At 67.4% G+C, this 14,676-nt stretch carries 8 protein-coding genes and 1 pseudogene; all 9 read left to right on the top strand.

Translation table 11 applies throughout. The features are described 5' to 3' along the window. Nucleotides 1–922 precede the first annotated feature (922 nt). Complete coding sequence (locus tag REH65_RS04485; RefSeq protein ID WP_406691402.1) at nt 923–2,623, top strand: methyltransferase domain-containing protein; 1,701 nt, start codon at nt 923–925, stop codon at nt 2,621–2,623. An 80-nt stretch (nt 2,624–2,703) separates the two neighbouring features. After that, complete coding sequence (gene metK, locus REH65_RS04480; protein ID WP_406693081.1) at nt 2,704–3,897, top strand: methionine adenosyltransferase; 1,194 nt, start codon at nt 2,704–2,706, stop codon at nt 3,895–3,897. A 93-nt stretch (nt 3,898–3,990) separates the two neighbouring features. Next, nucleotides 3,991–4,965: a carbohydrate kinase family protein gene (locus REH65_RS04475; RefSeq protein WP_406691401.1), complete on the top strand. Its 975-nt coding sequence runs from the start codon at nt 3,991–3,993 to the stop codon at nt 4,963–4,965. An 18-nt stretch (nt 4,966–4,983) separates the two neighbouring features. Further along, on the top strand, nt 4,984–8,550 hold the full coding sequence (gene metH / locus REH65_RS04470) for a methionine synthase (RefSeq protein ID WP_406691400.1): 3,567 nt from the start codon (nt 4,984–4,986) through the stop codon (nt 8,548–8,550). Nucleotides 8,551–8,598: 48 nt separating this feature from the next. Continuing rightward, on the top strand, nt 8,599–10,059 hold the full coding sequence (gene ahcY / locus REH65_RS04465) for an adenosylhomocysteinase (RefSeq protein ID WP_406691399.1): 1,461 nt from the start codon (nt 8,599–8,601) through the stop codon (nt 10,057–10,059). Between the two features lie 222 nt (nt 10,060–10,281). Continuing rightward, nucleotides 10,282–11,169: a mycobacterial-type methylenetetrahydrofolate reductase gene (locus tag REH65_RS04460; RefSeq protein ID WP_406691398.1), complete on the top strand. Its 888-nt coding sequence runs from the start codon at nt 10,282–10,284 to the stop codon at nt 11,167–11,169. A gap of 608 nt (nt 11,170–11,777) precedes the next feature. Further along, a pseudogene (locus tag REH65_RS04455) lies at nt 11,778–12,134 on the top strand (wax ester/triacylglycerol synthase domain-containing protein); the annotation flags it as partial. Nucleotides 12,135–12,237: 103 nt separating this feature from the next. Then, complete coding sequence (locus REH65_RS04450) at nt 12,238–13,128, top strand: WS/DGAT domain-containing protein (RefSeq protein ID WP_406691397.1); 891 nt, start codon at nt 12,238–12,240, stop codon at nt 13,126–13,128. A 3-nt stretch (nt 13,129–13,131) separates the two neighbouring features. After that, entirely contained in the window at nt 13,132–14,643 is a 1,512-nt protein-coding gene (locus tag REH65_RS04445; protein ID WP_406691396.1) for a carboxylesterase/lipase family protein, read from the top strand. Nucleotides 14,644–14,676: the final 33 nt, after the last annotated feature.

Below are 14,676 nucleotides of genomic sequence, written 5' to 3'. Positions count from 1 at the left end.
AAATTCCGAAAGAAAATCACCAGTAATCAACAATAATGACCACAACCGAACGAGCCGTCAACGAGGGCGAGCCGAAACCCGCACATCGGAGCAACCGGTCCACCCGTTGGGCTGGTGGCCGGAACGGTTCGACGGAGCACCGCGCGCAAGATCACCAACGCCTCGGGGGCGCGCAGGGCGGCTCGGGATGACGATTTCCCGGCCTGGAGAACCCGCGTCGGCGAGCCGGAGGTTCCGGTATCGTGGCTGGTGGGAGCCGGTGCGCGAGTGCTGGATCGGTTCTGCGCCGCCGAGGTGGATGCACCGATTGACTGACACTGGGGAAAAAGTTATGGCGCTCGGGCGGTGAACGCCGTAACATCCGTGCTCCGCATCTTCGATGCAAGTAGCGCGAGGAGCAAAAAGTCAACCGCCGCATCGGCTATTCAACAGATTCGTCGAATCTTTGTCGATCGGAACTCTTGAAATAGCGCGAACATTGTGCTATATCGGGCGCGCGTCAGTGTACATCTTCCAGGAATTTGTTGCACTCACGTGATCGTTATCGGGCCCAAAATCATCTTGAATCTGCGCTGGTGATCGCGCATTTTTTCACCCAGGGTGACAATGGGAATCACGCAATCATCGCATTGCGGTGATTACCGTCACACGTTTGTACGCTTGCTTCGTGATCTCCTTCGCCTAGGTTGGTTAAGCGGCGCACGGAAATGCGTTGCGCCGGTGGGCAAGGGTGCCGACCGAGTGTGATCGGCGTTGGTGTTGCGGCCTTGAGCGTTTTCTCGGCTGCCCGCGCCGGTCGGAGGTGTTGCCTTTTTTCGCAGTGGCGACCCGCACGGCCGCGAGACACATGCTCGGGGCACGGATTTGCGCATGCCTGAAGTTCGTGGGTGGCGCATGACCAACGTGAGTGGTGGGAGTGAAAATGGCCAAGAGCGTGGACGACTTGACTTCTAACGAGGCGGGAGCGCCTGACACGGCCGAGCTGGTGGCGCGTGAGGAGCAGGTGTTCGGCGAAAACCCGTTGGAGGTTCGCGAGTCCGACCACTACACCCACGAGTACGTCGGTGGATTCGTGGAGAAGTGGGACGATCTGATCGACTGGAAGAAGCGCTACGAGAGCGAGGGCAGCTTCTTCATCGACCAGCTCAAGGCTCGCGGCGTCAAGTCCGTCCTGGACGCGGCCACGGGAACCGGGTTCCACTCGGTGCGGCTGCTGGAGGAGGGCTTCGAGACGGTCTCGGCCGACGGCAGCCCGCAGATGCTGGCCAAGGCGTTCCAGAACGGGCTCGAGTACGGCGGGCACATTCTGCGCGTGGTCAACGCCGACTGGCGCTGGCTGAATCGTGACGTCCACGGCGAATACGACGCGATCATTTGTCTCGGGAACTCGTTCACGCACCTGTTCTCCGAGCGCGACCGCCGCAAGACGCTCGCCGAGTTCTACGCGATGCTGAAGCACGACGGCGTTCTGATTATCGACCAGCGGAATTACGACTCCATTCTGGACGACGGATTCAGCTCGAAGCACACGTACTATTACGCGGGTGAGGACGTTTCCGCTGAGCCGGATTACGTCGATGAAGGTCTGGCGCGGTTCAAGTACACCTTCCCGGACAAATCTGAATTCTTCCTGAACATGTACCCGCTGCGGAAGAACTACACGCGGCGGCTGCTGCGCGAGGTCGGATTCCAGCGGATCGACACCTACGGCGACTTCCAGGAGACCTACCAGGAGGGCGAGCCGGACTTCTACATCCACGTCGCGGAGAAGAAGTACCGCCCCGACGAGGAGCTCTCCGACGTCTACTCGACCGCGGTGCACACCGCCCGCGACTACTACAACTCCGAGGACGCCGACAACTTCTACTACCACGTGTGGGGCGGCAACGACATCCACGTCGGCCTCTACAGCTCCGACACCGAGGACATCGACACCGCCTCGCGGCGCACCGTCGAGCGGATGTGCTCCAAGGTGGAGATCACCCCGGAGACCCGCATCCTCGACATCGGTGCCGGCTACGGCGGCGCGGCCCGCCACCTGGCGCGCACCTACGGGTGCAAGGTGTCCTGCCTGAACCTCTCCGAGGTCGAGAACGCCCGGAACGTGGAGTTCAACCGCGCCGAGGGCCTCGACGAGCTCATCGAGGTCAAGGACGGCTCCTTCGAGGACATCCCGTTCCAGGACAACGCCTTCGACATCGTGTGGTCGCAGGACGCGATCCTGCACAGCGGTGACCGGCCGCGCGTGCTGGAGGAGGTCACCCGCGTCCTCAAGCCGACCGGGTCGTTCCTGTTCACCGACCCGATGGCGGCCGACACGGCCAAGCGCTCCGAGCTCGGCCCGATCCTCGATCGGCTGAGCCTGGACACGATGGGTTCGCCCGGCTTCTACCGCCGCGAGCTGGCCCGTCTGGGTCTGCAGAACTTCGAGTTCGACGACCTGACCGAGTACCTGGCGATCCACTACGGCCGGGTGCTGCAGGAACTGGAAGCCCGAGAGGGTGATCTTGCCGACAAGATCAGTGACGCCTACCGCACCAAGATGAAGACCGGCCTGAAGAACTGGGTGTCCGGGGGCAAGGCGGGGAACCTCGCGTGGGGCATCATTCACGCCCGAGTCTAGGTCCCCCCGGTAACCAACCTGACTACCGTACGCAAGGATCAAAGCTGCAAAGCTTGTGAGGTGAGGAGCAGTCGAGTGAGATCAACCGCCGGTTGTTCACCAGTGAGTCGGTGACCGAGGGCCACCCCGACAAGATGTGCGACGCGATCAGCGACTCGATCCTGGACGCCTACCTGGCCCAGGACCCGAAGTCCCGCGTCGCGGTGGAAACCATGGTCACCACCGGCCAGGTGCACGTCGCCGGTGAGGTCACCACGAAGGCCAACATCGACGTCCCGAGCCTGGTTCGGGAGAAGATCCTGGAGATCGGCTACGACTCCTCGATCAAGGGATTCGACGGCGAGACCTGCGGTGTCAACGTCGCGATCGGCAAGCAGTCCCCGGACATCGCGCAGGGCGTCGACGAGGCGCACGAGAAGCGCGTCGAGGGCAGCGAGGACGAGATCGCCAAGCAGGGCGCCGGCGACCAGGGCCTCATGTTCGGCTACGCCTGCAACGACACCGACGAGCTGGCGCCGCTGCCGATCACCCTGGCGCACCGCATGTCGCGTCGGCTGACCAACGTGCGCAAGGACGGCACGCTGCCGTACCTGCGCGCCGACGGCAAGACCCAGGTCACCGTCGAGTACGCGGGCGACCAGGCCGTGCGCCTGGACACCGTGGTGCTGTCGACCCAGCACGCCGAGGAGATCGACCTCGACGGCCAGCTGGTCGGCGACATCCAGAAGCACGTCATCGCTCCGGAGCTGGAGCGCGCCGGTCTGGACGCGAGCGACGCCCGCGTCCTGATCAACCCGACCGGCCGCTTCGTCCTCGGTGGCCCGATGGGCGACGCCGGTCTGACCGGCCGGAAGATCATCGTCGACACCTACGGCGGCATGGCCCGCCACGGTGGTGGCGCCTTCTCGGGCAAGGACCCGTCGAAGGTGGACCGCTCCGCGGCCTACGCCATGCGCTGGGTGGCCAAGAACGCGGTCGCCGCCGGTCTGGCCGGCCGCATCGAGGTCCAGGTCGCCTACGCGATCGGCAAGGCCGCCCCGGTCGGCCTGTTCGTCGAGACCTTCGGCACCGAGAACGTCGACCCGGTCAAGATCCAGGCCGCCATCAACGAGGTCTTCGACCTGCGCCCCGGCGCGATCGTGCGTGACCTCGACCTCCTTCGGCCCATCTACGCCCCGACCGCGGCTTACGGTCACTTCGGGCGCAGCGACGTCGACCTGCCGTGGGAGAACACCGACCGCGCCGCGGCCCTCAAGGCCGCTGCCGGTCTGTAAGCCACCAAAACCGACGAAGCTGTCGCAGGCTGCGGGGCGCCGCCCAGAAATGGCCGTGTCCCGCAGCCTGCCCTGGTGAAGGAGTTATTCAAAGTGCGGATTGCGGTGACCGGTTCGATCGCCACCGACCACCTGATGTCCTACCCCGGTAGGATCACCGAGCAGCTCGTGGCCGACCGGCTGGAGCAGGTCTCGCTGTCGTTCCTGGTCGACGAGCTGGAGGTGCGCCGCGGCGGGATCGCCGGCAACATCACCTTCGGCCTCGGCAAGCTGGGCGTGACCTCGACGCTGGTGGGCGCGGTCGGCCAGGACTTCAACGACTATCGCTCGTGGCTGGAGCGGCACGGCGTGGACACCGAGTCCGTGCACGTCTCCGAGACCAAGCACACCGCTCGGTTCCTGTGCACCACCGACGCCGACCACAACCAGATCGCGTCGTTCTACCCCGGTGCGATGAGCGAGGCTCGCGAGATCGAGCTCAAGCCCGTCGCCGAGCGCCTCGGCGGTCTCGACATCGTCGTCATCTCGGCGAACGACCCCGAAGCGATGGTGCGGCACACCCAGGAGTGCCGGGACCGCGGCTACAACTTCCTCGCCGACCCGGGCCAGCAGCTGGCCCGCATGGAAGGCGACGACATCCGTAAACTCGTGGACGGCGCGCAGTACCTGTTCACCAACGAGTACGAGCACGGCCTGCTGCTGCAGAGCACCGGCTGGACCGAGGACGAGGTCCTCGGCCGCGTCGGCAAGTGGGTCACCTCGCTCGGCCCGAAGGGCGTCCAGGTCAAGGCCAAGGGCGAGGAGACGCTGCTGGTCGAGCCCCCGAAGGAGAAGCAGAAGGGCGACCCGACCGGCGTCGGCGACGCGCTTCGCGCCGGCTTCCTCGCCGGGCTCAAGGGCGGTCTGAGCCTGGAGCGGTCGCTGCAGCTGGGCTGCACCCTGGCGACCGTCTCGCTGGAGACCGACGGCCCGCAGGAGTACGACGTGGAAAAGGACTCGTTCCTGGCCCGCATCGCCGAGGCCTACGGCGACGACGCCGCCGCCGAGGTCGGGCCGAAGCTGCGCTGACGAACGGGGAGTAGCGGCATGTCAGACCGGCACAACGATCCCAGCGGTTTCCTGACCGCCATCGACGAGCGCGTTCTCGTCGCCGATGGCGGCATGGGCACCGCGTTGCAGGCCTACGACCTCAGCTTGGACGACTTCTCCAACCTGGAGGGCTGCAACGAGATCCTCAACGTGACCCGGCCCGACGTGGTGTCCTCGATCTACCGGGGCTACCTGGACGCGGGCTCGGACGCGATCGAGACCAACACCTTCGGCGCCAACTGGGCCAACCTGGCCGAGTACGACATCCCGGAGCGCATCCGGGAGCTGGCCGAGGTCGGTTCGCGGCTGGCCCGCGAGGCCGCCGACGAGTACTCCACGCCGGACCGCAAGCGGTTCGTGCTGGGCTCGATGGGACCGGGCACCAAGCTGCCCACCCTGGGCCACGCGCCCTACGCGAAGCTGCGCGACGCCTACTACGAGCAGGCCCTGGGCATGCTCGACGGGGGCATCGACGTCTTCCTGGTCGAGACCTCGCAGGACCTGCTGCAGACCAAGGCGTCGATCGTGGCGGCCAAGCGCGCCATGGCGCAGACCGGCCAGCAGCTGCCGATCATCGCCCAGGTCACGGTGGAGACCACCGGCACGATGCTGGTCGGTTCCGAGATCGGCGCGGCGCTGACCGCGCTGGAGCCCCTCGGCATCGACCTGATCGGGATGAACTGCGCGACGGGTCCCGCGGAGATGAGCGAGCACCTGCGGGTGCTGGCGCAGAACTCGCGGATCCCGCTGTCGGTGATGCCCAACGCCGGTCTGCCGGAGCTGGGTCCCAACGGCGCGGTGTACCCGCTGCAGCCCGACGAGCTCGCCGAGGCGCTGGCCGGCTTCGTGCGCGACTACGGCGCCCGGCTGGTCGGCGGCTGCTGCGGCACGACCACCGAGCACGTCCGCGCGGTGGCCGAGGCCGTGGGCGGCACCCCGCCCACCCCGCGCACGCCGGAGATCATCCCGTCGGTGTCCTCGGTGTACCAGAGCGTCCCGTTCGAGCAGGACGCCTCGATCCTCAACGTCGGTGAGCGCACCAACGCCAACGGGTCGAAGGCGTTCCGCGAGGCGATGCTCGAGGAGCGCTACGAGGACTGCGTCGAGATCGCCAAGGCCCAGACCCGCGAGGGCGCGCACATGCTGGACCTGTGCGTGGACTACGTGGGCCGCGACGGCACGCACGACATGCGGGAGCTGGCCTCGCGGCTGGCGACCGCCTCGACGCTGCCGATCATGGTCGACTCCACCGAGCCCGACGTGATCGAGGCCGGTCTGGAGCACCTGGGCGGCCGCTGCGCGGTCAACTCGGTCAACTACGAGGACGGCACCGAGCCGGGCGGCCGGTTCCAGCGGGTCATGGAGATGGTCCGCGAGCACGGTGCGACCGTCGTCGTGACCTGCATCGACGAGGAAGGCCAGGCGCGCACCAAGGACTGGAAGCTGCGCGTCGCCGAGCGGATGATCGAGGACCTGACCACCAACTGGGGTCTGGAGAAGTCCGCGATCATCATCGACTGCCTGGTCTTCCCGATCACCACCGGTCAGGAGGAGGTCCGCAAGGACGCCATCGAGACGATCGAGGCCATCAAGGAGCTCAAGCGCCGGCACCCCGAGGTGCAGACGACGCTGGGTCTGTCCAACGTGTCCTTCGGTCTGAACCCGGCCGCGCGCCAGGTGCTCAACTCGGTGTTCCTCAACGAGTGCCGCGAGGCCGGGCTGGACTCGGCGATCGTGAACTCCTCGAAGATCCTGCCGATGAACAAGATCGACGAGGAGCCGCGCAAGGTCGCCCTGGACCTGGTCTACGACCGGCGCGACGGCGAGTACGACCCGCTGCAGAAGCTCATGGAGCTCTTCGAGGGCCAGACCGCGAAGTCCTCCAGCGCTTCGCGCGCCGAGGAGCTGGCCAAGCTCCCGCTGTTCGAGCGCCTGCAGAAGCGGATCATCGACGGTGAGCGCAACGGCCTCGAGGACGACCTCGAAGCCGGCATGCAGGAGAAGGCCCCGCTGGAGATCATCAACGAGGACCTGCTCGGCGGCATGAAGGTCGTCGGCGACCTCTTCGGCTCCGGTCAGATGCAGCTGCCGTTCGTGCTGCAGTCGGCCGAGGTCATGAAGGCGGCGGTGGCCTACCTCGAACCGCACATGGAGAAGGACGACTCCGGCGGCAAGGGCAAGCTGCTGCTGGCCACGGTCAAGGGCGACGTCCACGACATCGGCAAGAACCTCGTCGACATCATCGTCTCCAACAACGGCTACGACGTGGTCAACATCGGCATCAAGCAGCCGATCAACGCCATCATCGAGGCCGCCGAGGAGCACAAGGTCGACGTGATCGGCATGTCCGGCCTGCTGGTGAAGTCCACCGTGATCATGAAGGACAACCTGCAGGAGATGAACTCCCGCAGCATCTCCGAGAAGTACCCGGTGATGCTCGGTGGCGCGGCGCTGACCCGCTCCTTCGTGGAGCAGGACCTCGACGAGGTCTACGAGGGCGACGTCCGCTACGCCAAGGACGCCTTCGAGGGCCTGCACCTGATGGACCGCCTGATGGCCATCAAGCGCGGCGACTCCCCGGAGGAGGACGCCGCCGAGGAGGCCAAGAAGGCCGAGCGCAAGGAGCGCCGCGCGCGTTCCCAGCGCATCGCCGAGAAGCGCAAGGCCGAGGCCGGTGACGAGCCGGGCTACGACGACACCACGCGGTCCGACGTGGCCGCCGACGTCGAGGTCCCGACCCCGCCGTTCTGGGGCTCGAAGGTGGTCAAGGGAGTCGCGGTCAACGACTACCTGCAGCTGCTCGACGAGCGGGCCACGTTCTTCGGCCAGTGGGGCCTGCGCGGCGCCAAGAAGGGCGAGGGAGCGACCTACGAGGAGCTCGTGGAGTCCGAGGGCCGGCCGCGGCTGCGCCACTGGATCGACGAGCTGTCCACGCAGGGAATCCTGCAGCACGCGGCGGTGGTCTACGGCTACTTCCCGTGCGTCACCGAGGGCAACCACCTCGTCGTGCTGGACAAGGAGGAGCCCGACGCCCAGGAGCGGCACCGGTTCTTCTTCCCCCGGCAGAAGCGCGACCGTCGGCTGTGCCTGGCCGACTTCTTCCGCACGCGGGAGCAGGCCGAGCAGACCGGTCAGGTCGACGTGCTGCCGATCCAGCTGGTGACGATGGGCCAGCCCATCGCCGACTTCGCCAACGAGCTGTTCGCCAAGAACGCCTACCGGGACTACCTGGAGGTGCACGGCATGGGCGTGCAGCTCACCGAGGCGCTGGCCGAGTACTGGCACCGCCGCGTGCGGCGCGAGCTGGCCTGGGCCAACGGCGGCAACGTGGCGCAGGAGGACCCCTCCGACGTGCGCGAGTTCTTCAAGCTCGGCTACCGGGGCGCCCGGTACTCGTTCGGGTACGGCGCGTGCCCGGACATCGAGGACCGCGCCAAGCTGGTCGACCTGCTGGAGGCGGAACGCATCGGCGTCGTGCTCTCCGAGGAGTTCCAGCTCCACCCGGAGCAGTCGACGGACGCGATCATCGCCCACCACCCGGAAGCCAAGTACTTCAACACCTGATTCCGCTGTTCCATCAGCTGCCGATCAGAAAGAAACAGAAGGGAAGTCATGAGCGTCAAGCTGCAGAAGGTCAACGGCCTCGAGTTCGCCGTGAAGGACCTGGCGCTGGCCGAAGCCGGTCGTCACCAGATCCGCCTGGCCGAGCACGAGATGCCGGGTCTGATGGCCACGCGGAAGGAATACGCCGACTCCCAGCCGCTCAAGGGCGCCCGGATCGCGGGTTCGTTGCACATGACGGTGCAGACGGCTGTGTTGATCGAGACCCTGGTCGCTCTGGGTGCGGATGTGCGTTGGGTGTCGTGCAACATCTTCTCCACTCAGGACGAGGCTGCGGCTGCGGTCGTGGTGGGTCCGAACGGGACTGCGGAGAAGCCTGCTGGTGTTCCGGTGTTCGCGTGGAAGGGCGAGACGCTGGAGGACTACTGGTGGTGCACCGATCAGCTGTGGGACTTCGGTGACGGCAAGGTCGCCAACATGATCCTCGACGATGGTGGTGACGCGACGCTGCTGGTGCACAAGGGTGTCGAGTTCGAGGCTGCGGGTGCGGTGCCGCAGCCGAGTGCGGATGACCCGGAGGAGTTCAAGGTCGTTCTGGAGACTCTGCGCAAGTCGGTCGCCAACGACAAGCAGCGGTTCACCAAGCTGGCGGCTGAGATCAAGGGTGTCACCGAGGAAACCACGACCGGTGTGCACAAGCTCTACGAGCTGGTGAAGTCCGAGGAGCTGTTGTTCCCGGCGATCAACGTCAACGACTCGGTGACGAAGTCGAAGTTCGACAACAAGTACGGGTGCCGTCACTCGCTGGTGGATGGCATCAACCGGGCCACCGATGTGCTCATCGGCGGTAAGGTCGCGGTGATCTGCGGTTTCGGTGATGTCGGTAAGGGTTCGGCGGAGTCGTTGCGGGGTCAGGGTGCTCGGGTGATCGTGACCGAGATCGACCCGATCTGCGCGCTGCAGGCGGCGATGGAGGGCTACGAGGTCAAGACGCTTGAGGATGTCGTGGAGTACGCCGACATCTTCATCACGACGACGGGTAATTACGACATCATCAAGGCCGAGCACATGGCCAAGATGAAGCACCAGGCGATCGTGGGCAACATCGGTCATTTCGACAACGAGATCGACATGGCGGGTCTGGAGAAGACCCCGGGTGTGACCAAGCAGGAGATCAAGCCGCAGGTGCACGAGTACACCTTCGATGATGGGCACAGCATCATCGTGCTGTCGGAGGGTCGTCTGCTGAACCTGGGCAACGCCACGGGTCACCCGTCGTTTGTGATGTCGAACAGCTTCACCAACCAGACGATCGCGCAGATCGAGCTGTTCACCAAGCCGGGCGAGTACGGCAAGGACGTCTACGTGCTGCCCAAGCACCTGGACGAGAAGGTCGCTCGTCTGCACCTGGACGCGCTGGGTGTGAAGCTGACCAAGCTCACCAAGGAGCAGGCCGCCTACATCGGCGTCGACGTCGAGGGCCCCTACAAGCCCGAGCACTACCGCTACTGATCCGGTCCGGTGGTCACCGCCCTCGTGCGGTGACCACCCCCGGTTCCCGCGAAAGTCGGTGAGCCCGGGGACGTTCCACATCGGACGTTCCCGGGAACGCCGGCCTCGTCGGAAAAACCTTCCTGAAATGAAAACGGTCCCTGCCGCAAGGTGCAGGTTCGCAGGCGTGTCTAGCGAGCGCTGCGGTGACCGAAGTCGACAGAAGGAATACCTGAGGCCGACATGACCACCATCGCACTCGAACTGGTTCCGCCCGACCTCGACGGCGGTGTGCAGAGGGCCGTTGAAGAAGGACAGAAGATCGCCGAGCTCAGCCGCCAATTCGGGCTGACCGGCCGCATCCGGCACGTGATGATCCCCGGGATCATCCAGGAGGACAGCGACCGCCCGGTCGACTTCCGCCCCAAGATGGACACCATCGACTTCTGGCGCACCATCCGCCCGGAACTCGGCGGCGACGTCCGCGGCCTGTGCACGCAGGTCACCGCCTTCCACGACGAGCCCGCCCTGACCGAGCGCCTGCAGGCCCTGCGCGACGCCGACATGGACGGCATCGCCTTCGTCGGCGTCCCGCGCACCATGGCCGATGGCGAGGGCCCCGGCGTGGCGCCCGTCGACGCGCTCACCAAGTTCCAGGACGTCGTCCCGCACCGCGGCTCGATCCTCATCCCCACTCGCGAGGGCGAGCAGGGCCGCTTCGGGTTCAAGTGCGAGCGCGGCGCCACCTACGGCATGACGCAGCTGCTCTACTCCGATGCGATCGTGGACTTCCTCAAGGAGTTCGCGCGCACCACGCCGCACCGCCCCGAGATCCTGCTGTCGTTCGGGTTCATCCCCGGCGTGGAGAGCAAGAAGAAGCTCATCCAGTGGCTGATCCAGGACCCGGGCAACGAGGCCGTGGCCGCCGAGCAGGAGTTCGTCGCCCGCACCGCCGAGCTCGGCTTCGAGCAGCGCAAGCAGGCGGTCGTCGACCTCTACAAGCGGGTCATCGACGGCGTGCACGACCTCGGATTCCCGATCAGCGTCCACCTCGAAGCGCCCTACGGCTACAACGCCCCGGCGTTCGAGACCTTCGCCGCCCTGCTCGACCACTGGGAGCCCGGCGAGTAACGACCACCCGGCTGGGAATCGCGGAGCCCCGCCACCGCAGCGCGACACGCCTGCGGCGGCGGGGCTTCGTGCTGCCCGGACCAGCGTTCGAGTGAGAATCCGAAGACGTCGTCGCCACCGGGCCGGTGCGGGGCGTCATCGCCGTCCGCGACGCGAGTCCACCGGAGAGACGTCAGCATCCGTTCGGGTGATCGCGAATGCCGGAACCGGTACCGAACGAAGCGATCAAAACCCTTCCGAGTTTCGGCGTGGCCGATCGCGGTCGTTCTCAACCGATCATTTCTTCGCTAAGGTCGATGCGCTGGTCAGCGGTTACCCTGACCCATTGTGCAACGGTGCACCGGTTTGCGAATAAGCCACACGTGCGCCGACCCGAAAACACTCACTGCTGCGGTGATCGGTGCGCGCACGCCGACTGCCGGCAGCACCGGAAGGAACCCGTCGATGTCCTTGTCACCTGCAGGTTCGGGCCCGCTCGCGGGGTCGCCGATTCACCGGAACGTCCGATTGCGAACCGGGTTCGGATTGGATTCCAGGGCGCTGCGAGAGCAAATCGGAAACTGATGCGTAACGCGAACGACCAATTCGTCGTTGACGGGAAATAGGCGATGACCGGAACTGAAACGTCCACCCGGAGTGAACTCACACCGCTCGACTGGGCATTTCTGTGCATGGAGCAGGAGGACACGCCCATGCACGTCGGCGCGGTCGCGGTGTTCCGCGCCGACGGCCCGGTCGACCGCGACCGGCTGCGGCGGCTGCTCGCCGAACGCGCCCAGCGCATCGGCCGGCTGCGGATGCGGCTGGAACGCTCGTGGCTGCAACCCCACTGGCGCGAAGCCCGCGACTTCGACGCCGCCGAGCACGTCCACGACCACGAGGTGCCCAGCCCCGGAGGCCGCGAGGAGCTCGCGGTCCTGACCTCCGAGCTGATCGCCGACCCCCTCGACCAGCGGCGCCCGCTGTGGGAGCTGCACCTGATCACCGGCCTGGCCGACAACCGGTTCGCGGTGCTGATGAAGTTCCCGCCACTCGCTGGTCGACGGGCACGACGCCGTCGAGGTCGGGGTGCGGCTGCTCGACGAGTTCACCGACCTCACCGACACGCCCGCAACACCCCCGGGCAACCCGATCGAGGAGGCGCTCGGGCTCCTCGGCAAACCGGACAAGCTGGTCGGGGCGCTGCGCGGCACGCTGGCGAAGTCCGGTGAGTCGCTGGGCATCGCCGCCTCGGTGGTGCGCAACATGAGGATCCCGGCGCAGTCCTCCCCGATGCACGCCCCGACCTCACCGGCCCGCAGGCTCGCGCTGGTGCCCGTCGACCTGGCCGACATCCGCCGCATCCGCTCCCGGCACGGCGGCGGCACCACCAACGACGTCGTGCTCGCGGTGATCACCGGGGCCCTGCGCCGGTGGATGGCCGACCGCGGCACCGACGTCGCCGAGGTGCCGGTGCGCGCGCTGATCCCGGTGTGCCGACGGCGCCGCAACCAGCCGCGCACCGGCAACAACCAGCTCTCCGGCTACCTGTGCGGGCTGCCGATCGACGAGCCCGACCCGGGCGCGCGCCTGAAGTCCCTCCGCGACGAGATGAGCGCCAACAAGAGCGGCGGTCCGCTGCGCGGCCCGGGAGCGTTCCCGGTGCTGGCGGGGAGGCTGCCGCAGCTGCTGCACCACGTCGCCACGCCGCTGGTCTCCCAGGGCGCGCCGCTGCTGTTCGACACGATGGTCACCAACGTGCCGCTGCCGAGGTTCCACGCCGCCCTCGACGGCGCCGAGGTCACCGAGCTGTTCCCGCTCGCGCCGCTGGCCGCCGGCCACTCGCTGTCGATCGCGGTCTCGCAGTTCCGCGACACCGTGCACATCGGGGTCCAGGCGAACCGGGCCGCGCTGCCCGACATGGAGAAGCTCGCCGAGGCGCTGCCGGAGGCGGTCGCCGAACTCTGCGACGGGACGTGAGAGATGGTCGAGGAGAACTCGTCCGCGTTATCCGGTTTCCAGTGGCTCTACGGTGGCGTGGACCTCATCGTCCGCACCGAGCACGGCGCCGTCCGCGGCGTCGCCGACGGCGACGTCATGGCGTTCAAGGGCATCCCGTACGCGGCGCCGCTGGACGGCCCGCGCCGGTTCCAGGCGCCGGTGGCGCCGCCGAGGTGGGACGGGTTGCGCGACGCCTCCCGGCACAGCGCGTCGGTGCCGCAGGCGCCGATCCCGCCGCTGCCCGCGATCTGGCGTCCCGGCGACGCGACAGACTGCCTGACGGTCAACGTCTGGACGCCGGATCGCGGCGGGCACCTGCCGGTGATGGTGTGGTTCCACGGCGGCGCGTTCCTCGGCGGAACGGCCTCCACCGACGGTTTCGACGGCGCGGTGCTGGCGCGCGACGGCGTGGTCGTGGTGACCGTCAACTACCGCGTCGGCTACGAGGGGTTCGGCTGGGTCGAGGACGCGCCGTCCAACCGCGGCATCCTCGACCAGCTCGCGGCGCTGCGCTGGGTCCGCGACAACATCATCTCCTTCGGCGGGAACCCGGACAACGTCACGATCTTCGGCGAATCGGCCGGGGGAGTGTCGGTGGCGACGCTGGTCGCCGGTTCCGGGCGGCGCGGGTTGTTCCGCCGCGCCATCGCGCAGAGCCCGGCGGCGATGTACGTCGACGAGGACGAGGCCCGCAAGCTCGGGGAGCTCATCACCGGCCCGCTCGGCGTCCCGCCGACCGCGGCCGGGCTCGCCGGGATCCCGCCCGAGGCCCTGCACGCCGCGCAAGCCCCGGCGATGGCCGAGATCAGCGCGAACCGCGAGGTGTGGACCAACAACCTGCCCTACAACGTCGTCCTCGACGGCGAGGTGCTCGCCGAACTGCCGTGGGTGGCGATGCGCGGCAGCGCGGCCCACGGCATCGACGTGATCGCCGGGTTCAACCGCGACGAGGCGACGAGCTTCACCGCCGACCTGCCCGCCGAGGCCCGCGACGTCGAGAGCTTGGCGCGCGCCCTGCACCTGCCGGGTTCGACGGCCGCCGAGTACCGCTCGGCCTACCCGGGCGCGTCCGACTCCGATCTGCACACGATCCTGCTCAGCGACCAGCTGTTCCGGATGCCCGCAGTCTGGATGGCCGAAGCCGTGGCGACCGCCGGTGGGCGCGGGTTCCTCTACGAGTTCACCTGGGAGACCCCGCAGCGCGACGGGGTGCTCGGCGCGACGCACGGGCTGGACGTGCCGTTCACCTTCGGCCGGTGCGACGACCCGCTGGCGGTGCAGATGCTCGGCGAGGAGCCCGCCGGGTTCGACGCGCTGTCGGCGGAGATCCGCCGGTCCTGGACGGCCTTCGCCGCGACCGGCGACCCCGGGTGGCCGCTGTACCGCCTGGCGGAGCGGCAGACGCGGATCTTCGACGACCCGGTCTCGGTGGCCGCCGACCCGATCCGCGGGTCCCGGCAGATCTGGGCGCACCGGTTCCCCGAACTTGGTTGAGGCCTCAAGCTGTTCGGCTCGTCCGCCGGGTTA

This window comes from Saccharopolyspora sp. ID03-671, assembly GCF_045278815.1.
GTDB lineage: Bacteria > Actinomycetota > Actinomycetes > Mycobacteriales > Pseudonocardiaceae > Saccharopolyspora > Saccharopolyspora ipomoeae.
This window is presented reverse-complemented; position numbering and strand designations above follow the sequence as displayed.